At 66.6% G+C, this 14367-nt stretch carries 10 protein-coding genes and 1 pseudogene; 6 read left to right on the top strand and 5 right to left on the bottom strand.

Annotated elements, in window-relative coordinates; all coding sequences use genetic code 11:
- Positions 1–46: 46 nt before the first annotated feature.
- The gene (locus tag I6F28_RS27555; RefSeq protein ID WP_036009675.1) at positions 47–367 is read left to right on the top strand and encodes a hypothetical protein; all 321 of its coding nucleotides are present in this window, start codon (positions 47–49) and stop codon (positions 365–367) included.
- A gap of 232 nt (positions 368–599) precedes the next feature.
- Here the strand turns inward: I6F28_RS27555 and I6F28_RS27550 are convergent, their stop codons facing one another.
- Both I6F28_RS27550 and atzD read right to left on the bottom strand, forming a co-directional pair.
- Positions 600–2072 (bottom strand): amidase, encoded by a 1473-nt coding sequence (locus I6F28_RS27550; protein ID WP_225142144.1) that lies wholly within the window; start codon positions 2070–2072, stop codon positions 600–602.
- A gap of 116 nt (positions 2073–2188) precedes the next feature.
- Positions 2189–3298: a cyanuric acid amidohydrolase gene (gene atzD, locus I6F28_RS27545; RefSeq protein WP_225142143.1), complete on the bottom strand. Its 1110-nt coding sequence runs from the start codon at positions 3296–3298 to the stop codon at positions 2189–2191.
- A 242-nt stretch (positions 3299–3540) separates the two neighbouring features.
- On the opposite strand from atzD, the gene I6F28_RS27540 reads away from it, so the two are divergent.
- A complete protein-coding gene (locus I6F28_RS27540; RefSeq protein ID WP_225142141.1) occupies positions 3541–5877 on the top strand; it encodes a Tex family protein in 2337 nt (778 codons plus the stop codon).
- A gap of 39 nt (positions 5878–5916) precedes the next feature.
- Here I6F28_RS27540 and I6F28_RS27535 read toward each other — a convergent pair.
- A pseudogene (locus tag I6F28_RS27535) lies at positions 5917–6273 on the bottom strand (response regulator transcription factor); the annotation flags it as partial.
- Positions 6270–7136 carry a S1C family serine protease gene (locus I6F28_RS27530; protein ID WP_225142139.1) on the bottom strand — a complete coding sequence of 289 codons (867 nt, stop codon included), beginning with the start codon at positions 7134–7136 and terminating at the stop codon, positions 6270–6272. The gene I6F28_RS27530 and the pseudogene I6F28_RS27535, both read right to left, overlap by 4 nt.
- A 191-nt stretch (positions 7137–7327) precedes the next feature.
- On the opposite strand from I6F28_RS27530, the gene I6F28_RS27525 reads away from it, so the two are divergent.
- From I6F28_RS27525 to I6F28_RS27510, 4 genes are all read left to right on the top strand, one after another.
- Positions 7328–8293: a VOC family protein gene (locus I6F28_RS27525; protein ID WP_036009665.1), complete on the top strand. Its 966-nt coding sequence runs from the start codon at positions 7328–7330 to the stop codon at positions 8291–8293.
- Between the two features lie 63 nt (positions 8294–8356).
- On the top strand, positions 8357–9232 hold the full coding sequence (locus I6F28_RS27520) for a dihydrodipicolinate synthase family protein (RefSeq protein ID WP_036009666.1): 876 nt from the start codon (positions 8357–8359) through the stop codon (positions 9230–9232).
- A gap of 167 nt (positions 9233–9399) precedes the next feature.
- The gene (locus tag I6F28_RS27515; protein ID WP_036009668.1) at positions 9400–10506 is read left to right on the top strand and encodes a S1C family serine protease; all 1107 of its coding nucleotides are present in this window, start codon (positions 9400–9402) and stop codon (positions 10504–10506) included.
- 126 nt (positions 10507–10632) lie between these two features.
- Complete coding sequence (locus I6F28_RS27510) at positions 10633–12957, top strand: xanthine dehydrogenase family protein molybdopterin-binding subunit (protein ID WP_225142137.1); 2325 nt, start codon at positions 10633–10635, stop codon at positions 12955–12957.
- A 213-nt stretch (positions 12958–13170) separates the two neighbouring features.
- Here the strand turns inward: I6F28_RS27510 and I6F28_RS27505 are convergent, their stop codons facing one another.
- Positions 13171–14367 carry an acyl-CoA dehydrogenase family protein gene (locus tag I6F28_RS27505; RefSeq protein ID WP_225142135.1) on the bottom strand — a complete coding sequence of 399 codons (1197 nt, stop codon included), beginning with the start codon at positions 14365–14367 and terminating at the stop codon, positions 13171–13173.

Below are 14367 nucleotides of genomic sequence, written 5' to 3'. Positions count from 1 at the left end.
GTCGATGTTGGGCGCTTCGTTCGTCGATGAACTGCAAGGAGCGCCCATGGCCGACCCCGAAACGCCCTCGACCGCCCAGGGGCCCGTCACCATTTCCACCTCCAGCGCCGAGCGGGCGCCGATCATCTATTTCGACGGCGCATCCTGCTTCGGTCACCACAACGGCGCGATCCAGATCGAGCTTGCCGCAAACCTGTTGATGCCGGTCGGCGCTGCCGTCAGGGTCGACGTGGTCCAGACCGCGCATCTGCGTTGCAGTGTCGCCGCAGCACTGGCACTGCGCGAAGCCCTCGAAAAGGCGCTCGCGATGTATCAGCAGGGTCAGAAGCAGCCGGTGGCGGAGGAGATACCGGCGGTCAAGAACTGAGGCTGTTGCGATCGCGTATCGATGCGATCGCACACTTGCTAAAGCGAGATCCATGCCACGGGCTCGCTGCAACCTCTCCCGCTTGCGGGAGAGGTCGCGCCGAAGGCGCGGGTGAGGGCTTTCTCCTCTAGGGGATTGTCCCATCGCGGAAACACCCTCTCCCCAGCCCTCTCCCGCAAGCGGGAGAGGGAGTGCACCTCCGCCGTAGCGATCGAACTGATCTCATCACGCTCTAGTAGCCTACATGCACCTTCGGTTTCTTGCCGCCGTTCCACTTGCCGTCGAGCGCGCGCTCGATCTGGGCGGCGAGCTGCAGCAATAGGCCGTCATTGGCCTGCTTGGCGATCGCCTGGATGCCGAGCGGCAGGCCGTGGTCCTGGCTTGCCATCGGCATCGAAATCGCCGGCATGCCGCAGAGATTGGCGAGCGGCGTGAAGGTGAAGAAGCGCCACAGATTGTCGAACCAGTCGCGCACATCAGGATTGTCCGAGATGGTGAGATATTCCCTGGTGCCGACCTTCGGCGTCGGCAGCGCCGTGATCGGCGTCAGGATCACGTCCCATTGCTCGAAGAAGCTGCCGAAGCCGCGCGAGGTCGTGTTGAACACGGCCTGCATCTTCGCCCGCTCGGCAAAGCTGGTGTGGCGCCCGGCTTCCCAGATGCGGATGTTCATCGGCTCGATCAGATCCTCCGGCGGCTTTTCCAGTCCGCGCGCAGCGAGCATGTTGGAGATCACCACCGCGAAGTTCGAGATGTAGCAGGTGGTCTGCGCCTCGAAGGCGGCCGGGAGGTCGATCTCCGGCAGCGCATAGTCGACGTGATGGCCGAGGCCTTCGAGGAAGCGTCCGGCCTTCTCCAGCTCGGCAGCGAGCTCGGGCGTCGCGGTGTAATTGCCCCATGTGTGCGACAGCGCGATGCGAAGCTTGCCGGGATCGCGCTTGATCATCTCGCAATAAGGCTGCGCCGTGGTCCAGAACGGCATGAACTCGCCGGGCGCAGGCCCGCGCGCATGATCGACGAAGGCGGCAGTGTCGCGCACCGAGCGCGACTGGCAGCCCTGGATCGAGACGAGGCCGGTCAGGTCCGACATGTGCGGCGCGAGCGAGAACACGCCGCGCGAGACCTTCAGGCCGATATTGCCGTTGACGCCGGCGGGAATGCGGATCGAGCCGCCGCCGTCGGTCGCATGCGCGATCGGCACCACGCCCGCGGCCACCATCGCCGCGCTGCCTGCCGATGAGCCGCAGGTGGTGTAGTCCGTATTCCAGGGATTGCGCGTGACGTAGACGGCAGGATTGTCGGCCGACGAGCACACGCCGAATTCTGGCGTCGTGGTGCGACCGATCAGGTTGAGCCCCGCCTGACGGAATTTGCCGGTGAGGAACGTATCGGCGCTCGCGCGATTGCCGCGCATCAGCAGCGATCCCATCTCCTGCAGCCGGCCCTTCATGGTCGGTCCGAGGTCCTTCATCAGGAAGGGCAGACCGGCGAACGGACCTGCGAGATTGGCGCCGTCCTTGGCGGGATCGGCGATCACGTCCTCGAACAGCTCGACCACGCCGGACAGCGCTGGATTGACCTTGGCAACGCCCGCGGCGGCCTGGCGCGCCAGCTCCTTCGCCGTCAACTCGCCCTTGCGAACGCGCCCCGCCAGCGCGACGCCATCGTGCTGTGCCCATTCATTCCAGCTCATCGGCAAAGTCATGAAGTCAAATCCCCTTAAGGCCGCGGCGTCACCTTTTTCGCAACGGCCCGCGTGAATCAACCGAGGCGCCACGAGGGGCAGGGTTGCGCCCGGCGGAGAGGTCGGGCTGCCGGCTATCAATCCGACAGTCGTGCGATCGCTGCAACCGGGCCGCCGCCGGCCGGCCCCTGATGCTCGGCGCCGCCGGACACGTAGACCGCGCCGGTGCCGGCAAGGCCCGCGATCAGGCCGCCGACCGCTGCGCGGGCGTGGCGTGTCGAGCTGATGTCAGTGTCTTCAAGCATGGTGTGGCGGAAGCCGCGCACGGTGCCGTCCGGCGAGGCCTCAGCCTTGGCGAAGATGTTGACGAGCGTGCGGCCCGCGGTGGTTTGCGGCGCAGCGCCGAGCCCGACACTGTTCAACGCCGATAGCACCGCCGCGGCGTCGATCGCATCCTCCATCACGGCATGGCCGATCTCGAACTCACTCGCTGAAGATGCCGAGTTGCCGAGCACGATGACGACGTTATGCATCAGCTCGATCCCCGACGAGGTCGAGGCCACCTTGGAGAACAGATCATAGCGCCGCAGCACGTCCTCATCGTCGAGGTCGGAGCCGATCTCGCCGAGCGCGACCGCAACGCCGAGCGCGGACGCGCCGCGCGAATAGGCCATTGAGCTGTAAGCGCTTGTCGTTGCCGTTGTGTTGCCGCGGGCGTTCGCCGCCGCAGCGCGCTCGCTGGTCAGCAGCGGGCACTTGATCTGAACGAAATGAACGTCCGCGGGATCGTTGATGCCGGCATCGGCCATTGCGGACTGCACGGCCTTCGCTGTCTCGGCGATTTGCGCGGCGCGGCCGAGTTCCTCGGGCAAGAAGTCCCGCGTGTGCGCCATGCCGATGCTGAGGCGCTTGCCGGAAAGGCCTGCCGGGCGCTCGGCCTCGCTGCGCGTGAACACCGTGATGTGCGGGCTCAGCACGCCCTCGGTGCCGCCGGACATCACGAAGGCGATACGCTGCTCGACTGCCTCCGCCGACAGGCCAAGCTTGGGTGCCAGCGCCGTACATAGCGCGGCCACCGCGTATTCCCGGGTAAAATCGTTGACGCCGCCGTTACCCTCGGTCTTGCCGAGAACGGCGAGGATCGAGGTGGGATCGATCGCGCCGGAGCCGATCAAGTCCATCAGGCCGGAGACGTCGCCGGGTCCCGTGGTGGCGATCCTGAAGACGCCGACCGATGTGGTACGCATGATTGGTCCTCGTGCGGAGAGTTCATTGGCCCGGCGGGAACAAGCAGGCGCGGAACGCGGGGCCGATGTCAAGTCGCCGCGCCCCCACGAATGTGGCGAGATCGCATCGGTCGGGCAAAAAATCCTCTGTCGACGGTTGCGCACCGCACCTTGATGAATCAACCTTGGTTGGTCCATAAGCGGCGTCCCGCGGCCGGTGGTTCGCCCCTGCGCCCGCGTGCTTGGATTAGAGGGAATCTCGCGTGGCAAACATCAACCAGAAAATTGCGCAGGAGCTTGGGGTTCGCGCCGAGCAGGTCGAGGCGGCGGTGACACTGCTCGACGGCGGCGCCACGGTTCCCTTCATCGCCCGCTACCGCAAGGAAGCGACCGGTGCGCTCGACGACGCGCAATTGCGAACTCTGGAGGAGCGCCTGGTTTACCTGCGCGAGCTCGAGGATCGCCGCAAGGCCATTCTCGAATCGGTCCGCGAGCAGGGCAAGCTCGATGCGGCCCTCGAGGCCTCGATCATGGCCGCTGACAGCAAGGCTCGCCTCGAGGACATCTATCTGCCGTTCAAGCCGAAGCGCCGCACCAAGGCGGAGATCGCCAAGGAAGCCGGCCTTGAGCCGCTCGCCAACCAGCTTATGGCTGAGCCCGGCAATGATCCGAAGGTCGTGGCGGAAGGCTTCATCAACGCCGAGAAGGGCGTCGCTGACGCCGCTGCCGCGCTCGACGGCGCCCGCGCCATCCTGGTCGAGCGCTTCGACGAGGACGCCGATCTGATCGGCGCCCTGCGCGAGGAGATGTGGACCAATGCGCGCATGGCCTCCAAGGTGCGCGACGGCAAGAAGACCGAGGGCGAGAAGTTCGCCGACTATTTCGATTTCTCCGAGCCGCTGACAAAACTGCCCTCGCACCGCATCCTCGCGATGTTCCGCGGCGAGAAAGAAGAAATTCTCGACCTGCAAATTCAGCCCGAGGCCGAGGCGCCGCCGCCGGGCGTGCCGAGCGCCTATGAATTGAAGATCATGAAGCGGTTCGGCATTGCCGATCTCAAGCGTCCCGGCGACCGCTGGCTGATCGATACCGTGCGCTGGGCCTGGCGCACCAAGATCCAGGTGCATCTCAATATCGATCTGCGCATGCGGCTGTGGAATTCGGCCGAGACCGAGGCCGTGCGCGTGTTCGCCTCGAACCTGCGTGACCTCCTGCTGGCCGCGCCCGCCGGCACCCGCGTCACCATGGGGCTCGATCCCGGCTACCGCACCGGCGTGAAGGTCGCCGTCGTCGATGCCACCGGCAAGGTGGTCGACACCACCGCGATCTATCCGCACGAGCCGCAGCGGCAATGGAACGAGTCGCTGGCGACGCTCGGCCGGCTCGCAATCAAGCACCGCGTCGAGCTGATCGCGATCGGCAACGGCACCGCCTCGCGCGAGACCGACAAGCTCGCCACCGAGCTGGTCAAGGGTCTGCCTGAGCTGAAGATGAACAAGATCGTGGTGTCGGAAGCCGGCGCGTCCGTCTATTCGGCCTCGGCCTTCGCCTCGGAGGAGCTGCCCGGCCTCGACGTCACCCTGCGCGGCGCGGTGTCGATCGCGCGGCGCCTGCAGGATCCGCTCGCCGAGCTCGTCAAGATCGAGCCGAAGGCGATCGGCGTCGGCCAGTATCAACACGACCTCGGCCAGGCCAAGCTCGCCAAATCGCTCGACGCCGTGGTGGAGGATTGCGTGAACGCGGTCGGCGTCGACGTCAACACCGCCTCCGCGCCGCTGCTGGCGCGCGTGTCGGGTGTCGGCTCCGGCCTCGCCCAGAGCATCGTGGCGCATCGCGACGCCAATGGTCCGTTCAAGTCGCGCAAGGCGCTCAAGGACGTGCCGCGGCTCGGGCCGAAGGCGTTCGAGCAGTGCGCGGGCTTCCTGCGTATCCTCGGCGGCGAGGATCCGCTCGATGCCTCCGGCGTGCATCCAGAAGCCTATCCCGTGGTGCGCCGGATTCTCGAAGCGACCAGGAGCGACATCAAGGCGCTGATCGGCAACAGCGACGTCGTGCGCACGCTGAAGCCGAAGGATTTCGTCGACGAGACCTTCGGTCTGCCGACCGTCACCGACATCCTTCGCGAGTTGGAAAAGCCCGGTCGCGACCCGCGCCCTGCGTTCAAGGCGGCGGTGTTCAAGGAAGGCGTCGAGGAGATCAAGGATCTCAAGAAGGGCATGATCCTCGAGGGCACCGTGACCAACGTCGCCGCCTTCGGCGCCTTCGTCGACATCGGCGTGCACCAGGATGGCCTCGTGCACATCTCGGCGATGTCGAGGACCTACATCAAGGATCCGCGCGAGGTGGTGAAGCCCGGCGACATTGTCAAGGTGAAGGTGCTGGACTTCGAGGTCGCCCGAAAGCGCATCTCGCTGACGCTTCGCCTCGACGACGAGGTCGGGCCTAAGAAGGACGCCCCCGGCATGCAGCGCGACAACAATCAGCGCAACGCAAGCCGCATGACGTCGGCGGCGCCGCGCAAGCAGGAATCTTCTGGCGGCGGCGCGCTCGCCGAAGCGCTGCGCCGCGCGGCGGAGAAGAACGGCGGCAAGCGGGTGTAGCGGCTGAGCGGCGCCGTTAGGGCTGTCAAAGCTCGACGCGCCGCGGCGCGCCGCATGCGCCACCGCATCGGTGCGGCCGGTGGCGTCGAGCTTGTCGAGCAACGAGCCGACATGGAATTTCACGGTGTGCACGGAGATGCCGAGCTGCCGTGCGATCATCTTGTTGGAGGCGCCCTCGGCCATCAGCGCGAGCACGTCGAGCTCGCGCTGCGTCAGCGCGATGTCCGCAGGCATGATGCGCGTATCGCGGGCGACGATCGTTGCGGCGGGCTGCTCGCCGGGCGCTGCGAGGCGAAGCCCGGCGACATTGCCGAGCAGGGCCGCGAGGCGATCGGCGAGGGCGGAATCGTCGATCTCAAGCGACAGTACGATCTCGGCCGTCTTGTCCTCGCTCACGCCTCCGGCCTTTCGCCGACCGTGACCTTGAAGCTGACCGGCTCGCCGCCACGGTGCACGGCGAGGTCGACCACCGCGCCGACGCTCGCAGGTCCCAGCGTCCGCGACAGCGCGCGCACGCCCGACAGCTTCTGGCCGTTGACCGCCACGATCACGTCGCCCTGGCGGATGCCGGCCGCGGCCGAAGGTCCGGCCTTGTCGACATTCATCACCATCGCGCCGATACCGTCGTCGAGCCGCACCGGCTGCAGCCCGAGGCCGAGATAACCGCGTGCGATGCGGCCGCGCGCCTCGAGCTGGGGCGCGACACGCTCGATCGTCGCGGTCGGGATCACCAGCACGCGCCGCGGCCCGAGCACGGCCATGCCGAAGGCTTTGCCCGATGCATCGAGCGCGAGGCCGCCCTGCTGGCTGCCGCGCAGGCGGACGTCGAGCTCGATCCGCGCATCGATGTCGCCGCCGCGCAAGGAACGCCAGCTCTTTCCGGATGCCGATACCATTCCAAGCGCCGCACTCGGTGTCTCCCGGTTGGTCGTGACCACGATCGACAATGTGCCCAGCGGCGGGACTGTACTTCCGAGCTTGACCGGCGCGACGGCGGCCTCCGTGCGCAACAGCGCGATATCGGTCGTGTGGTCACGGCCGACGATCGTGGCAGCGACCCGACTACCGTCGGCGAGGCCGATCTCGACTTCGCCCTCCTCGGCCAGCGCCTCGTCGGCGGTGACGATGAGGCCGGGCTTCCACGCAAAGCCGGTCGCGCGAGCGCGATGCGAATGCACGGAGACGACGGACGGCGCGGTGCGCGCCACAATGTCCGCGAGCGCGGACGACAGTGAGGGTAGGGGACTAAGATCAGTCATGGCGGGCTCCCGTAAGCTGTCCTCAATCTGGGATGCCGCGGGCGATTGCGAAACTGGCCGGGTGGCCAGGACCAGGACGGCCTCCGCAAGACCACGGCCGACGAATATGTGATTGGGAGCGCCTCACGGGAACGTGTAGCAATCCCAAAATTGGGCCATTTGGCCTCGAGGATTTCCAGCGAGCCCGACCGATGACCATCGACTTGACCCGCCGCACCCTGCTGCAGCTCGCCGGCGCCACCTCGCTCGCCATGGCCGCCGCAGCCGCGGCCCGTGCCGAGGGCACAGCGCAGGGCGGCGGCCCCACCTTTGCCAGCCGTACGCCGATGCGGGTCGGCATGGTGACGCTGCGGGTGAAGAGCCTCGACAAAGTCGCAGATTATTACCGCGATGTGATCGGGCTCACCGTGATGGAGCGCTCGGCGGCCACAGCCAAGCTCGGCACATCAGGCCTCACGCTGCTGGTGCTGGAGGCCCGTCCCGAAGCCGCGATTGAATCGCGCAGCGCCGCAGGCCTCTACCATACCGCCTTCCTGATGCCGACCCGCAAGGATCTGGCGCGCTGGCTGGTTCATGCCGCCTCGCACCGCGTGCCGTTGTCGGGCTTTGCCGATCATCTCGTCTCCGAATCCGTCTATCTCGACGACCCCGAAGGCAACGGCATCGAGGTCTATGCCGACCGCGACCCCTCGCAATGGCAATGGAGCGAGGGTAGCGTGAAGATGGCGACCGACGAGCTCAACATTCCCGACCTGTTGTCGCTCACCAATACGCGCGTTCCCGATTATGCCAAGGCGCCGGACGGAATGCGCATCGGCCACATGCATCTGCGCGTCGGCGATCTCGCCCAGGCCGAGAGCTTCTATCACGGCACCGTCGGCCTCGACCCGACTCGTCGCCGCAGCGGCGCCGCGTTCCTGGCGTCGGGCCGCTATCACCATCACCTCGGCATGAATGTCTGGCAGAGCCAGGGCGCCGGCCAGCGCGACGAGTCCACGACCGGTCTTGCCTGGTTCTCGCTGGTGATGGCGAAGCCGGAGCTGCTCGCCGCGCAGGAAGAACGGCTGCGCAAAGGCGGTGTGAAGGTCACGGCGCTTGCGGACGGGGTGGAGGCGATCGATCCCTGGGGCACGCGGGTGCGTCTGCTCAGGGTTTGATCGCCGGCGCCGGCATTGGTAATAGCCGTCAGCCGCAAACCAATCGACCGGGATCCGCGCCGCATGTCCGAATTCCACGGTGTCTTTCCGTATCTCGTCTCGCCCATCGATGCCGACGGCACGGTGCGAACCAACGTGCTGGCAAAACTCTGCGACGACCTGATCGGCGCCGGCGTGCACGGGCTGACGCCGTTGGGCTCGACCGGCGAATTCGCTTACCTGAACGCCGCGCAACGCATGGCGGTCGTGCAGACCACGATTGAGGCCGCGCAGGGGCGCGTGCCTGTTATCGCCGGCGTCGCCTCGACCGCAACGGCGGATGCGGTGGCGCAGGCGAAAGCCTGCCAGAAGTGTGGGGCCGACGGCATCCTTGCGATTTTGGAGGCGTATTTCCCCCTGGCCGATGCGCAGGTCGAATCCTATTTCCGCGCCATTGCCGATGCCGTCGACATTCCCGTCGTCATCTACACCAATCCGCAATTCCAGCGCTCCGATCTCACGCTCGACGTCATCGCGCGCCTCGCCGAGCATCCGCGCATCGGCTACATCAAGGATGCCTCGACCAACACCGGTCGGCTGCTCTCGATCATGAACCGCTGCGGGGACTCCTTGCGCGTGTTCTCCGCCTCCGCCCACATTCCGGCGGCGGTGATGCTGATCGGCGGCCGCGGCTGGATGGCGGGACCTGCCTGCATCATCCCGCGCCAGAGCGTGATGCTCTACGATCTATGCACGGCCGGCCGCTGGGACGAGGCCATGGCGCTGCAGCGGCGGCTGTGGCGGATCAACGAAGCCTTCGCCCGTTTCAATCTCGCGGCGTGCATCAAGGCCGGCCTTGCGATCCAGGGCTATGACGTCGGCGGCCCCGTCCCGCCGCAGGCGCCACTGACGGCGGATGCGCGCAAAATCGTGGAAACGGCGCTGCGCGAGCTGGAATAGCTCGCCACGCGGCAATATGCCCCGGCATCCGTGCCGGGCGCAAAATGGTCCATACCTGACCGAGAAACTTCCGCGCGTTTGCGACGTTGCTGCGTAAGCGAGATCCTGCCACTTCATGCATGTGCATCTCACAGCCCGCATTCAGCACAAGACACGGTGATCACCCAATGAATCGTCGCTATGCGATTGCCGCGGCAGCCTTCGCCGCCCTGCTGGTCGCGGTCACGGCCGCGAAGATCCTGCATGTCCCCGTCTCGTATGTCCCATGGGCCGCGCCCTCCGCACGTGCCGTCGAGCAGCGCGGGCCGCTGTGGGACGGCGAGAAGGCAACCATCGACATCTTCGAGCGCGTATCGCCGTCGGTCGTTCAGGTTGCGGCCAAGTCGGCGGCAAGTCCCCTCATGGGCGAGGAGAGCCAGGCCGGCGGCGGTGCTTCCGGCACGGGATTTGTCTGGGACCGCGACGGCCACCTGGTGACGAACAATCATGTTGTCGCCAATGGCGGCGAGATCGCCGTGCGCTTTGCCTCGGGTGAGGTGGCCCAGGTCGACCTGGTCGGCACGGCGCCCAATTACGATCTCGCGGTGTTGCGCATCCGCAGCGTGCGCCAGCTTCCAGCGCCGATCGCTCTCGGCAGTTCGAGCGACCTGAAAGTCGGACAATCCGCTTTCGCGATCGGCAATCCCTTCGGGCTGGATCAGTCGATGACTTCCGGCATCATCAGCGCGCTCAAGCGCCGGCTCCCGACCCATGGCGGCCGGGAGATCGCGAACGTCATCCAGACCGATGCCGCGATCAATCCCGGCAATTCGGGCGGGCCGCTATTGGATTCCGCCGGCCGGCTGATCGGCGTCACGACTGCGATCATCTCGCCCTCCGGATCGAACGCCGGCATCGGCTTCGCGGTGCCGGTCGATGTCGTGAACCGGATCGTGCCCGAGCTGATCCGCAACGGCCGCGTGCCGACGCCGGGCATCGGCATCGTGGCCGCCGGCGAGGATGTGTCGACCCGGCTTGCTGTCGAAGGGGTGATCGTGGTGCGGACGGCCCCCGGCAGTCCTGCCGAGCGGGCGGGGATTCGCGGCGTCAACTTTTCCACGGGAGCGGTCGGAGACATCATCACCGCGGTGGAAGGCAAGCCGGTGCGGCGCCTTGCCGACCTGACCGATGCGCTCGAGCAGGCCGGGGCCGGAAAGACCGTTCGGCTCACGGTCAAGCGCGGCTCGGACACCCGTGACGTGAATGTGAGCATTGTCGATATCGACAGGTCCTAGCCGCCCAATCCGCCCCTGCAAGGGGCTCTGACGCGCATCGCAGATGTGCCGGGGCTCGGTTGTCTGGCGCGCAAAATCGGTTAAAACCGCCGCCGTCGTTTTTCCCGATCTCGAGGATACAGCGGAATGAACATTCTTCCCGGCAATTTGCGTTTCGGAGCGGGGCAGCCCGTCAAGCGTTTGGAAGACCAGAGGCTGCTCACCGGGAAGGGACAGTTCATCGACGATAAGCCGGCCGACGGCGCGCTGTGGTTGCACGTGCTGCGCTCGCCGCACGCCCACGCCAAGATCGTCTCGATCGACACCAGCGCCGCGGCTTCGATGCCGGGCGTTGCCGCGATCTACACCGGCGCGGACTTGGTCAAGGACGACATCGGCACCATCCCGACGCTGAACATCTTCAAGCGCCCGGACGGCAAGCCGATGACCGTGCCGCCGCGCCGGCTGCTCGCCCATGAGGTCGTCCGCTATGCCGGCGAGGCCGTGGCCGCGGTGGTGGCCTCCTCGCGCGTGGAGGCGCAGAGCGCGGCCGAGGCGATCGCGGTCGAATACGATGTGCAGCCCGCGGTGGTCGATCCCGTCGAGGCGGTGAAATCAGGCGCGCCCGTGGTGTGGCCGGAGGCGCCCGACAACATCGTCGGCGCCATGAGCTACGGCGATGCCGCCAAGGTCGACGAGGCCTTTGCCAAGGCGGCGCACACCGTCGAGCTCGATATCGTCAGCCAGCGTCTCGTTCCGTCCGCGATGGAGCCGCGCTCGACCATTGCCGAGATCGACAAGAAGTCCGGCCGTCTCCTGCTGCACGTGCAGTCGCAGACGCCGGCCTCGACCCGCGACGTGCTGGCGGAAGCCGTGCTGAAGCGTCCCAAGGACAGTGTCCGCGTGCTGGTCGGCGACATCGGCGGCGGCTTCGGCCAGAAGACCAATCTCTATCCCGAGGACGGCATCGTCGCCTATGCCGCGACCAAGCTGAACAAGAAGATCCGCTGGCGCGGCGACCGCACCGACGAGTTCGTCGGCGGTACCCACGGCCGTGATCTCACGTCCACGGCGTCCTTCGCGCTGGATGACAAGGGCAAGGTGCTGGCCTATCGCGTCAAGTCGATCGGCTGCACCGGGGCCTATTCCTCGGGCGCGGCCAACATCATCCCGCTGGTGCTCGGGCCATTCGTGCAGACCGGCGTCTACGATCTGCCGCTGGTGCATTTCGAGGTGAAGTCGGTGATGACCCACACCGCGCCGGTCGGGGCCTATCGTGGCGCCGGCCGCCCCGAGGCGGTGTTCATCGTCGAGCGCCTGTTCGACGCCGCTGCGCGAAAAATCGGCATGGACCCGCGCGCGATCCGCAAGGCCAATTACATCAAGCCGGCGCAGCTGCCCTACACCAATGCGGCCGGCCAGGTCTACGATTCCGGCGCCTTCGCGCACATGCTCGACCGCGCCGTGAAGCTCGCCGACTGGGACGGCTTTGCAGCGCGCAAGAAGGCGGCGAAGAAGAAGGGCCTGCTCTACGGCCGCGGACTCACCTCCTACATCGAGTGGACCGGCGGCCGCGCTCACACCGAGAAGGTCAGCCTGCACGCGACCTCGCAAGGGCGCGTCGTGCTGCATTCCGGCACCATGGCGATGGGGCAGGGGCTGCAGACCACCTACACCCAGATGATCTCCGACACGCTTGGCATTGCCATGGACAAGATCGACGTGGTCCAGGGCGACACCGATCTCGCCATGGGCTTCGGCAGCGTCGGCTCGCGCTCGCTGTTCGTCGGCGGCACCGCGGTTGCGGTCTCCTCGAATGACTTGATCCAGAAGGCGCGCGAGAAGGCCGCGAACGTGCTGGAGACTTCGGTCGAGGATATCGAATATCAGGGCGGCATGCTCACCGTGGTCGGCACCGACCGCCGCATCAGCCTGTTCGATCTCGCCGAGAAGGAGAGCGGCGCCAGGCTCAGCGTCGATTCCGAAGGCGAGGTCGATGGTCCCAGCTGGCCGAACGGCACGCATATCTGCGAGGTCGAGATCGACCCCGAGACCGGCGTCTCCAAGGTCGTGCGCTACACCACGGTCGACGACGTCGGCGTCGCCGTGAACCCGATGCTGGTCACCGGCCAGATCCATGGCGGCGTCGCGCAAGGCATCGGCCAGGCGCTGTATGAAGGCGTGTCGTATGATGCCGACGGCCAGCTGCTGACGGCGAGCTACCAGGATTACTGCATCCCGCGCGCGGACGACGTGCCGCCGATCGTAGTGACGCTGGATGATTCCGCGCCCTGCCGCACCAATCCGCTCGGCGCCAAGGGCTGCGGCGAATCCGGCGCCATCGGCGGCCCGCCCTGCGTCACCAACGGCGTGATGGACGCGCTCGCCGAGCTCGGCATCACCCAGCTGAACACGCCCCTGACGCCGCAGAAGATCTGGCAGGCGATCCGGGACGCGAAGGCGGCGGGATAGGTGCGCTAGCTGTTGCGCAGGCTATTGCACCAAACTCAGCTCGTCGTCCCGGGGCGCGCAAAGCGCGAGCCCGGGACCCATAACCACAGGAAGTGGTTGTCGTGCGAAGCTGGCAACTCCGAGTCCCCATAACCACATCTTCCTGTGGTTATGGGTCCCCGCCTTCGCGGGGACGACACCGAGCGAGTGGCTCTATCCACGCCAGCCCGCCCGTCAAATCCCCAGCATCATCTTCGCGATGATGTCGCGCTGGATCTCCGAGGTGCCGCCGAAGATGGTGTAGGCGCGGCCGTTGAGATATTCCGGCATCACCGTCAGCATCTCCTCAGGGGTCGCCGGCTCGTGGTTGAGCTTGTAGAGCGGGCGCATCGGCTCGACGGCGAGGGCGTCATGGCCGATCACGTCGGCCCCTAACCGCGTCACGGCCTGGCGGATCTCGCTGTTGCGCAGCTTCAGGATCGACGACACCGCGCCGGGATTCTGGCCGGTCTGGAGTGCCGAGAGCACGCGCAGCTCCGTCATCTCGAGCGCGTCGATGTCGACCTCGACCTCGGCAATCCGCGTCGCGATGTCGGGGCTGTCGATGGCGCGGCCCGTGAGGTCGGACTCGGCAAGATCGGCAACCGCCTTCAATCCTTCGCGCAGCTTGGCCGAGGCGATGCCCGCGCCGCGCTCGAACTCGAGCAGATATTTGCCGTAGGTCCAGCCCTTGCCTTCCTCGCCGACGCGGTTGGCGACGGGCACGCGGACGTCGTCGAAGAACACCTGGTTGACCTCGTGGTCGCCGCCGATGGTGAGGATGGGACGGATGGTGATGCCCGGCGTCTTCATGTCGATCAGGATGAAGCTGATGCCGTCCTGCTGCCGCGGCCCATCGCTGGTGCGCACCAGCGCGAACATGCGGTTGGCGTGATGGGCGTGCGTGGTCCAGATCTTGGTGCCGTTGATGATGTAGTCGTCGCCGTCGCGCACCGCGCGCGTCTTGAGGGACGACAGATCTGAGCCGGAGCCCGGCTCGGAATAGCCCTGGCACCAATAATCCTCGCCGGAGAGAATCCGCGGCAGGTAGAAATTCTTCTGCTCGGGGCTGCCGAAGCCGATGATGACGGGCCCGACCATCTTCACGCCCATCACGTTGACGTTGGGCACGCCGGCGCGGGCGCATTCAGTCTCGAAGATCCAGCGCTGCGCCGGCGTCCAGTCGGGGCCGCCATATTCGACCGGCCAGCCCGGCGCGCCCCAGCCTTGGGCGTGCAGCGCGCGCTGCCAGGCCATGCCGATGTCGGGATCGGAGAACACCGATGGCGTCAGCGCGGTCGCGCGCTTCATTTCCTCGGTGAGATTCTTGGCGATGAAGCCGCGCACCTCGCTCTGGAAGGCGCGCTCCTCGGCATTGAACGACAGGTCCAT

Origin of the sequence: Bradyrhizobium sp. NBAIM14 (genome assembly GCF_020193895.1) — a bacterium.
Classification (GTDB): Bacteria; Pseudomonadota; Alphaproteobacteria; order Rhizobiales; family Xanthobacteraceae; genus Bradyrhizobium; species Bradyrhizobium yuanmingense.
The sequence above is the reverse complement of the archived record's forward strand: the minus strand, read 5'-3'. Positions and strand labels throughout refer to the sequence as shown.